General features: G+C 71.7%; 8 protein-coding genes. 5 read left to right on the top strand and 3 right to left on the bottom strand.

Translation table 11 applies throughout. The annotated features are described in order from the left end of the window. The first annotated feature begins 254 nt into the window (after positions 1–254). The 4 genes from ACFULQ_RS21625 to ACFULQ_RS21610 all read left to right on the top strand — a co-directional run bounded on the left by ACFULQ_RS21625 (position 255) and on the right by ACFULQ_RS21610 (position 2,902). Positions 255–887, top strand: a complete 633-nt coding sequence (locus ACFULQ_RS21625) for an AIM24 family protein (protein ID WP_383546298.1) — start codon at positions 255–257, stop codon at positions 885–887. Position 888: 1 nt separating this feature from the next. Next, entirely contained in the window at positions 889–1,539 is a 651-nt protein-coding gene (locus ACFULQ_RS21620; RefSeq protein ID WP_359826323.1) for an AIM24 family protein, read from the top strand. Further along, positions 1,536–2,333 (top strand): AIM24 family protein, encoded by a 798-nt coding sequence (locus ACFULQ_RS21615; protein ID WP_383546293.1) that lies wholly within the window; start codon positions 1,536–1,538, stop codon positions 2,331–2,333. The genes ACFULQ_RS21620 and ACFULQ_RS21615 overlap by 4 nt, the downstream gene beginning before the upstream one ends. Positions 2,334–2,425: 92 nt before the next feature. Further along, positions 2,426–2,902, top strand: coding sequence for a MarR family transcriptional regulator (locus ACFULQ_RS21610; protein WP_362668478.1), 477 nt, complete (start codon positions 2,426–2,428; stop codon positions 2,900–2,902). Positions 2,903–3,051: 149 nt separating this feature from the next. On the opposite strand, the gene ACFULQ_RS21605 is transcribed toward ACFULQ_RS21610, so the two are convergent. Continuing rightward, entirely contained in the window at positions 3,052–4,449 is a 1,398-nt protein-coding gene (locus tag ACFULQ_RS21605) for a sensor histidine kinase (RefSeq protein WP_383546291.1), read from the bottom strand. Further along, positions 4,446–5,114, bottom strand: a complete 669-nt coding sequence (locus tag ACFULQ_RS21600) for a response regulator transcription factor (RefSeq protein ID WP_383546290.1) — start codon at positions 5,112–5,114, stop codon at positions 4,446–4,448. The genes ACFULQ_RS21605 and ACFULQ_RS21600 overlap by 4 nt, the downstream gene beginning before the upstream one ends. Positions 5,115–5,228: 114 nt before the next feature. On the opposite strand from ACFULQ_RS21600, the gene ACFULQ_RS21595 reads away from it, so the two are divergent. After that, complete coding sequence (locus tag ACFULQ_RS21595; protein ID WP_383546288.1) at positions 5,229–5,876, top strand: PepSY domain-containing protein; 648 nt, start codon at positions 5,229–5,231, stop codon at positions 5,874–5,876. Here the strand turns inward: ACFULQ_RS21595 and ACFULQ_RS21590 are convergent. Continuing rightward, positions 5,855–7,105: an MFS transporter gene (locus ACFULQ_RS21590; RefSeq protein ID WP_383546287.1), complete on the bottom strand. Its 1,251-nt coding sequence runs from the start codon at positions 7,103–7,105 to the stop codon at positions 5,855–5,857. The genes ACFULQ_RS21595 and ACFULQ_RS21590 overlap by 22 nt on opposite strands. Positions 7,106–7,109: the final 4 nt, after the last annotated feature.

Genomic DNA, 7,109 nt, shown 5'->3' with positions numbered 1-7,109 from the left:
CAGCAAGAGGCCGCCGCAGGCATCTCAGGGGCGCGGGGAACTGCGCAAAACGCCCGCCCCCACCGAACCCGCACCCGAACCCTCACACCCCCACCGAACCGCAACAGGCCGCCGCAACTGCGCAAAACCGCCCGCCCCCACCCACCCCGCAGACAAAACATCGCAGACACCCCCTAGGGGCACACTCAGGGCCACCTCCACCCCCAGGGCACTGTCGGCAAGGCCTTTCCCCCAGCTACCTTCACCCCGTGGCGATGTTTCGACTCCAAGGCAGCAAAGTGCTGGCCGTAGACATGACCGGCGACGCCGTGAAGGCGAAGAACGGCTCGATGGTCGCGTACGACGGCCAGATGGCGTTCAAGAAACTCAGCGGCGGCGGCGAGGGCATCCGGGGCATGGTCACCCGGCGCATCACCGGCGAGCAGATGACCGTGATGGAGGTGCAGGGGCACGGCACGTGCTGGTTCGCGGACCGCGCCTCGGAGATCAACCTCGTGAATCTCCAGGGGGACAAGCTGTACGTGGAGTCGAGCAACCTGCTCGCCACGGACGCCGGCCTCAGGACCGGCACCAGCTTCACCGGCCTGCGCGGGGCGACCCAGGGCAACGGCCTGTTCACGACCACCGTCGAGGGCCACGGACAGGCCGCGATCATGTCGGACGGCCCCGCCGTCGTCCTGCACGTCAGCCGCCAGTACCCCCTCACCGTGGACCCCGGCGCCTACATCGCCCACCAGGGCAACCTCAGCCAGTCCTTCCAGTCCGGCGTGACGTTCCGGACGTTCATGGGCGAGGGCGGCGGCGAGGCCTTCCAGATCCGCTTCGAGGGCGACGGCCTGGTGTACGTCCAGCCCAGCGAGCGCAACACCATCGCCGGGGACGTGTGACATGCCCTTCCGTGAGATCAACTCCAAGATGGTCGAGGCCACGGTGATGCCCGGCCAGCGCCTGTTCAGCCAGCGCGGCGCGATGCTGGCGTACAAGGGCGAGGTGTCCTTCACCCCCAACATCCAGGGCGGCCAGGGCGGCGTCATGTCGATGATCGGCCGCAGGGTGGCCAACGAGGACACGCCCCTGATGACCGTGGAAGGCAGCGGCACCGTCCTCTTCGGGCACGGCGGCCACCACGTCACGGTCATCAACCTCACCGGCGACACCCTGTACGTCGAGGCCGACCGGCTGCTCGCCTTCGAGGGCACCCTCCAGCAGGGCACCATGTTCATGGGCTCGCAGGGCGGCGTGATGGGCATGGTGCGCGGCCAGATCAGCGGCCAGGGGCTCTTCACGACCACGCTCAAGGGCCACGGCTCGGTGGCGGTCATGGCCCACGGCGGTGTCTTCGAGGTCCCGATCACCCCCCAGCGGCCTGTCCACGTCGACCCGCAGGCCTACGTCGCCCACCACGGCGACGTCCGCAACAAGCTGTCGACGGCGCTCGGCTGGCGCGACATGGTGGGCCGCGGTTCCGGCGAGGCCTTCCAGCTGGAGCTCAGCGGACACGGCGCGGTGTACGTCCAGGCCTCGGAGGAGAAGCTGTGAGCCACTACCCGGGCACGGGCCCCACCGTGTACGACCCCATGACGCTGCCGTCCGACGACAACGTCAACAACTACACCTTCTGCGTGGAGCTCAAGGGGAGCCAGTGGTTCCTGCAGAAGGGGAAGATGATCGCCTACTACGGCCAGATGGAGTTCAACGGCATCGGACACGGCCGTCTCGACGGTCTCGTCCGTACGTCGTTCCATTCGCCTCTGCACGCGAGCGACTGGGTCGTGGCGCAGGGCTCGGGCAAGATGCTCCTCGCCGACCGGGCCTTCGACGTCAATTCGTACGACCTCGACGAGGGCAACCTGACCATTCGCTCCGGCAACTTGCTTGCTTTTCAGCCAAGTCTCGCGCTGAAGCAGTCGATCGTGCCGGGCTTCCTGACCCTCATCGGAACCGGAAAGTTCGTGGCGGCGTCCAACGGTCCGGTGGTGTTCATGGAGCCCCCCATCCGGGTGGACCCGCAAGCGCTTGTGGGCTGGGCCGACTGCCCCTCCCCGTGCCACCACTACGACCACGGGTACATGACGGGTCTGATGGGCGGTCTACGTGCGATGACGGGCCTCGGCGGGGCCTCCGGGGAGGAGCACCAGTTCGAGTTCGTGGGGGCCGGCACCGTGCTGCTCCAGTCGACCGAGGTCCTGATGGCCGAGCAGGCCACCGGAGCGGTGCCGCACGAGCCGGGGGTACCCGGCGGTTACGGGGCGCCTCCCGGGCAGTCACCGCAGCCGGGGGTACCGCGCCTTCCCGGACAGCTGGGGGACCTCCAGCGTCGCTTCGGGCTGTGAGCGGTAGTCTGCGGAGTGTGACTTCGAACGTGTGCGCACAGTCACACCACCCTCATTAGTTCGCCTTTCAACCTTTTAGGTAGACTTCATTCATGGAGACCGAGACGGCCACCCGATGGCTGACCGATGCGGAGCAGTGCGCCTGGCGCACCCACCTGGAGGTCAACAGGCTGTTGACGTATCAGCTCGAAAGGGACCTCCAGCCGTTCGGCCTGACGATGAACGACTACGAGATCCTGGTCAATCTCTCCGAGTCGGAGGGCGTACGGATGCGGATGAGCGACCTCGCCTCCGCCACCCTCCAGTCCAAGAGCCGGCTCTCGCACCAGATCACCCGCATGGAGAACGCGGACCTGGTCCGGCGCGAGAACTGCGAGTCCGACCGCCGCGGTCTGTACGCGGTCCTGACCGAGCACGGCATGGAAACGATGAAGAAGGTCGCGCCCCATCATGTGGCGTCCGTGCGGAGGCACTTCATCGACCTCGTCCCACCGGAGTCCCTGACCGAACTGGACAAGGCCCTGAAGCCGATCGCGGAGCACTTGCGGGGTCACCGCGGCCGTCCGTGAACCGGGGCTGTCCCTGAGGAGTCGCCCCGCAGGGGCGCGGGGAACTGCGCGACCAGCCACGACGGCGAGGCAGACGCCGGACTGCAGGCCGAGGCACCCGCACAGGCGTCCGCACGCGCCCACAGGCATCCACAGGCACCCCGCACGCGTCACACCACCGGCAGGCGGAGCTCGAAAAGGGCCCCGCCTGCCGCCGCGTCCCGCACCGTCAAAGACCCTCCGTGCCGCACCGCGACATCCCGGGCGATGGCCAGACCGAGCCCCGCGCCCCCGTCGTCCCGCGCCCGCGCCTCGTCGAGCCGTACGAAACGCTCGAACACCCGCTCCCGATCCGCCGGCGGCACCCCGTCCCCGTCGTCGGCGACCTGGACCACGGCCCAGGCACCGTCCCGCCGCACGGTCACGGCGACCGCGGACCGCGCGTGCCGCCGGGCGTTGTCGAGCAGGTTGCCCAGCACCCGCTCCAACTGCCCCCGGGATCCGACCACTTCCACGTCCGCCGCCTCGACCGTGACCCCGTCCCGCCCCCGGACGCAGCGAGCGGCCAGCTCCCCGAGGTCGACCCGGGCAGCACCGCGCCCCTCCCCCGCGTCCAGCCGGGCCAGCAGCAACAGATCCCCGGCGAGCCGCTGCAACCGCACCGTGTCCTCCACCGCCCCCTCCAGATCGAGCAGCTCAGGGTGGGCGGCGGCGACCTCCAACTGGGTCCGCAGCGAGGCGATGGGGCTGCGCAGTTCGTGCGAGGCGTCGGCGACGAACCGGCGCTGGCGCTCCACGGAGGTCTCCAGCGCGGCCAGCGTCTCGTTGGTGGTGCGGGCGAGGCGGGCGACCTCGTCGTGGGTGTCCGGCACGGGGACCCGGCGCGCGAGGTCCTCGGATGCGGTGATCGCGGCCATCTCGGCCCGGATGCCCTCGACCGGCCGCAGCGCCCGCCGGGTGACCAGCCAGGTCACGGCGGCGACGACCCCGAGCAGCAGCGGGAAGCCGATCAGCATGACGGTCTGGGCGGTACCGACGGCGCCCTGCTCGGCGTCCAAGGAGGCGCCGGCGTACACCGTGAGCCTGCCTTTGCCCTGGACCTCGACCTCCAGGGCGGCGAAGCGGTAGTCGGCGGACTCCCCGTCGATGGTGGCCGAGCCGTTGGTGAGGGTGACCTCGTCGGCGATCTCACCGGGTTCCAGGGCGGAGTCGTCGTCCTCGTCGTCGGATCCGGTGCCGCCCCGCGGTGCCTGCGGCTTCACCGCGCTCGTGCCGGTGCCGCTGACGCGCTCCAGGTTCTCGCTCGCCGCGACCAGCGTGCCGTGGGCGTCGACCACCTGCACGGGCTCCTCGTCGTCGTCCAGCTTCAACTCGTCGTACGGCGTCCCGGCGGCCAGGTTGGCCGCCACGCCCCGCGCGGTCCGCTCGGCCTGGGTGCCCGCCTGGTCGATCAGGTCGGAGCGCAGCGACAGCAGCACCGACACCCCGGCCGCGACCAGGGCCACGGCCACCACCAGGGTCGCCCCGAGGGTCGCCCGGGCCCGGACCGACCCGAACAGCCGCCTCATCTCCCCGCCTCCAGCCGGTACCCGGCGCCGCGGACCGTGCGGATCAGCCCCGCGTCCAGCTTGCGGCGCAGGGTGCTGACGTACACCTCGACGATGTTCGGGTCACCGTCGTACGCGAAGTCCCAGACGTGCTCCAGGATCTGCGCCTTGGAGACCACCTCGCCGGCCCGCACCGCGAGCTGTTCGAGGACGGAGAACTCCTTGGCGGTGAGGGTGACCTCTGTGCCGTCGAGGACGACGCGGCGGGCGGCGGTGTCGATGCGCAGACCGCCGAGTTCGAGCACCGGGGAGGCCCCGGAGCCGTTTCCGCGCCGCCGCAGCAGGGCCTTGATACGGGCCACGAGGACGACGTAGGAGAAGGGCTTGGTCAGGTAGTCGTCGGCGCCGGTGTCCAGGCCCTCGGCCTCGTCGTACTCGCCGTCCTTGGCGGTGAGCATCAGGATCGGCACCTCGTGGCCGGCCGCGCGCAGGGCGGCGCAGACCCGGTAGCCGTTGAGGCCGGGCAGCATGATGTCCAGGATCACCAGGTCGTACGACCCCTCTGTGGCCCGGTGCAGTCCCTCCCGGCCGTCGTGGACGACGTCGACGGCGTAGCCCTCGGCGGTGAGGCCCTTGGCGAGGGACACGGCGAGTCGTTTCTCGTCCTCGACGATCAGCAGACGCATGCGTACAGGGTGGCAAAGCCAACCTGAAGAAGCTTTCAGGAGGCTTCAGGTCGGCTTCAGCGTCGGTTCGGCAGCGTGGATCCCGTCGAAACCGAGCGAAAAGGCAGGAACCTCATGAAGCGCAACCTCGTCATCGCCACCCTCACCGCCGCCGCCCTCACCACCGGCGGCACCGTCGCGGCCTTCGCGGCGGGGGACGACGAGGCGACGGCGCCCCAGCGCCAGGCGAGCACGAGCGCCCGGGCGGCCGCGGACCGCGCCGACGCCGACGACCAGGCCGACTCCGCGGACGACCGGGACGACGACGCCTCCGACGACCGTACGGCGGCCCCCGGCGGAAGCGTCACCGCGGCCGACGCGATCGCCGCCGCCCTCAAGCACACCCCCGGCACCGCCCTGTCCGCCGACCTGGAGGACGACGGCGGGGACGCCTGGGAGGTGACCGTCGTCAAGGGCGACGGCAGCGCGTACGACGTGCGGATCGCCCCCGACTCCGGCAAGGTCCTCGGCGCCCAGCGCGACACGGACGACGGCCACGACGCCGACGACCGTGCCGAACTCACCGCGGTGAAGGGCGCGAGGACCGACGCACGGGAGGCCGCGCTGGCCGCCGCCGCGAAGGGCACGGTGACCGAGGTCGGCCTCGACGACGACAAGGGTGGTGTGGCCTGGGACGTGGAGACCGTGAAGGACGGCAGGCAGGGCGAGTGGAAGGTCGCCCTGGACTCGGGCCGGGTCACTCAGGACCGGGCCGAGGACTGACCGGCCGTCCGGACAGCCACCTCCCCGCGCAGGGCGCCCCTCCCCCGGGCACCCTGCGTCATGACCAGGACGGCCGTCACCGCGACCACCCCGCCCGTCACCGCGAAGCACACGGCCACCGGCAGCCGGCCCGCCAGGGCCCCGGCCAGGGCCGTACCGCCCGTGCTCCCCGCGTTGACGGCCGTGTTGACCCAGGCGCCGGCCTGGGTGCGGGCCCCGGGGGCGACCGTCCCGTCGGCGATGAGGTAGGCGGTGGTGAGGGCGGGCGACACGAAGAACCCGGCGCCCGCCATGACCAGGGCGAGCGCGCCGAGTCCCGGCGCGAGTCCGGCGCCGCACAGGGCCAGGCCCGTGCCCAGCGTCAGGATCGCGAGGCGGGTCCGGGCGGGGGTCCGCCAGTTCACCGCCCCGTGGAGCATCCCGCCGACCGCGCTCCCGGCGGACAGCGCGGCCAGCACCCAGGCCACGCTCGCCCCGCCGTGCCGGTGGCGCTCGGCGAAGACCACGACCAGCAGGTCGAGCACGCCGAGCGCGAGGCCCACGGCCGCGGCGGCCGCCACGGGACGGCCGATCCGGCGCAGTACACGCCGACCGCCCCGGTCCCGCCGTACGACGGAGGAACCGGCCGGACGGACCGCCCGCACCGCGGGGGAGTTCACGAATCCAGCCGTTCCCGCCAGCATCAGGGCCGCCCCGACGACGATTCCCACGGGCGGCGCGGCGATCCCGACGAGGACGCCCACCAGCAACGGCCCCGAGACGAAGAGCAGTTCCTCGGCCACCCCGTCGAGGCTGTACGCCCGTTGCAGCAGGGCCTTGTCGTCCTCGACGAGGCGCGACCACACGGTCCGCATGGTCGGACCGAGCGGCGGGACGCAGGCTCCGGCGAGGGCGGCGAGAGCGCCGAGGAGGACGGGCGGGGCGCCGGGGCGCCAGAGAGCCGCCGTCAGCATCGCCAACAGGGCGAGGTACGCGGCCAGCAGCGGCACCAGCGCCCGCCGGGGCCCGTGCCGGTCGATCACGGCGGCGCGCGCGGGTGCCAGGAGGACGACGGTGGCACCGAAGAGCGCCATCACGGCACCCGCGACCGCGTAGGAGCCCGAGGCGCGGGTCACGGAGAGCATCAGGGACAGCGGGACGACGCCGTACGACAGCCTGCCGAGCAGGGCGGTCGCGAAGGTACGGCGGGCGTGCGGGACGCGCAGCACGCGCGCGTAGGAGGCAGACATGGGG

The organism is Streptomyces sp. NPDC057253 (genome assembly GCF_042669125.1).
Taxonomy (GTDB): domain Bacteria; phylum Actinomycetota; class Actinomycetes; order Streptomycetales; family Streptomycetaceae; genus Streptomyces.
Note: the sequence above shows the minus strand (reverse complement) of the source record. Positions and strands in the feature narration are given on the sequence as shown.

What these genes read in the sequence shown, in the direction of transcription:
- ACFULQ_RS21605 (WP_383546291.1), bottom strand. Translation starts at nt 4,449, where the DNA reads ATGAGGCGGCTGTTCGGGTCGGTCCGGGCCCGGGCGACCCTCGGGGCG.
- ACFULQ_RS21610 (WP_362668478.1), top strand. Translation starts at nt 2,426, where the DNA reads ATGGAGACCGAGACGGCCACCCGATGGCTGACCGATGCGGAGCAGTGC.
- ACFULQ_RS21600 (WP_383546290.1), bottom strand. Translation starts at nt 5,114, where the DNA reads ATGCGTCTGCTGATCGTCGAGGACGAGAAACGACTCGCCGTGTCCCTC.
- ACFULQ_RS21620 (WP_359826323.1), top strand. Translation starts at nt 889, where the DNA reads ATGCCCTTCCGTGAGATCAACTCCAAGATGGTCGAGGCCACGGTGATG.
- ACFULQ_RS21590 (WP_383546287.1), bottom strand. Translation starts at nt 7,105, where the DNA reads ATGTCTGCCTCCTACGCGCGCGTGCTGCGCGTCCCGCACGCCCGCCGT.
- ACFULQ_RS21595 (WP_383546288.1), top strand. Translation starts at nt 5,229, where the DNA reads ATGAAGCGCAACCTCGTCATCGCCACCCTCACCGCCGCCGCCCTCACC.
- ACFULQ_RS21625 (WP_383546298.1), top strand. Translation starts at nt 255, where the DNA reads ATGTTTCGACTCCAAGGCAGCAAAGTGCTGGCCGTAGACATGACCGGC.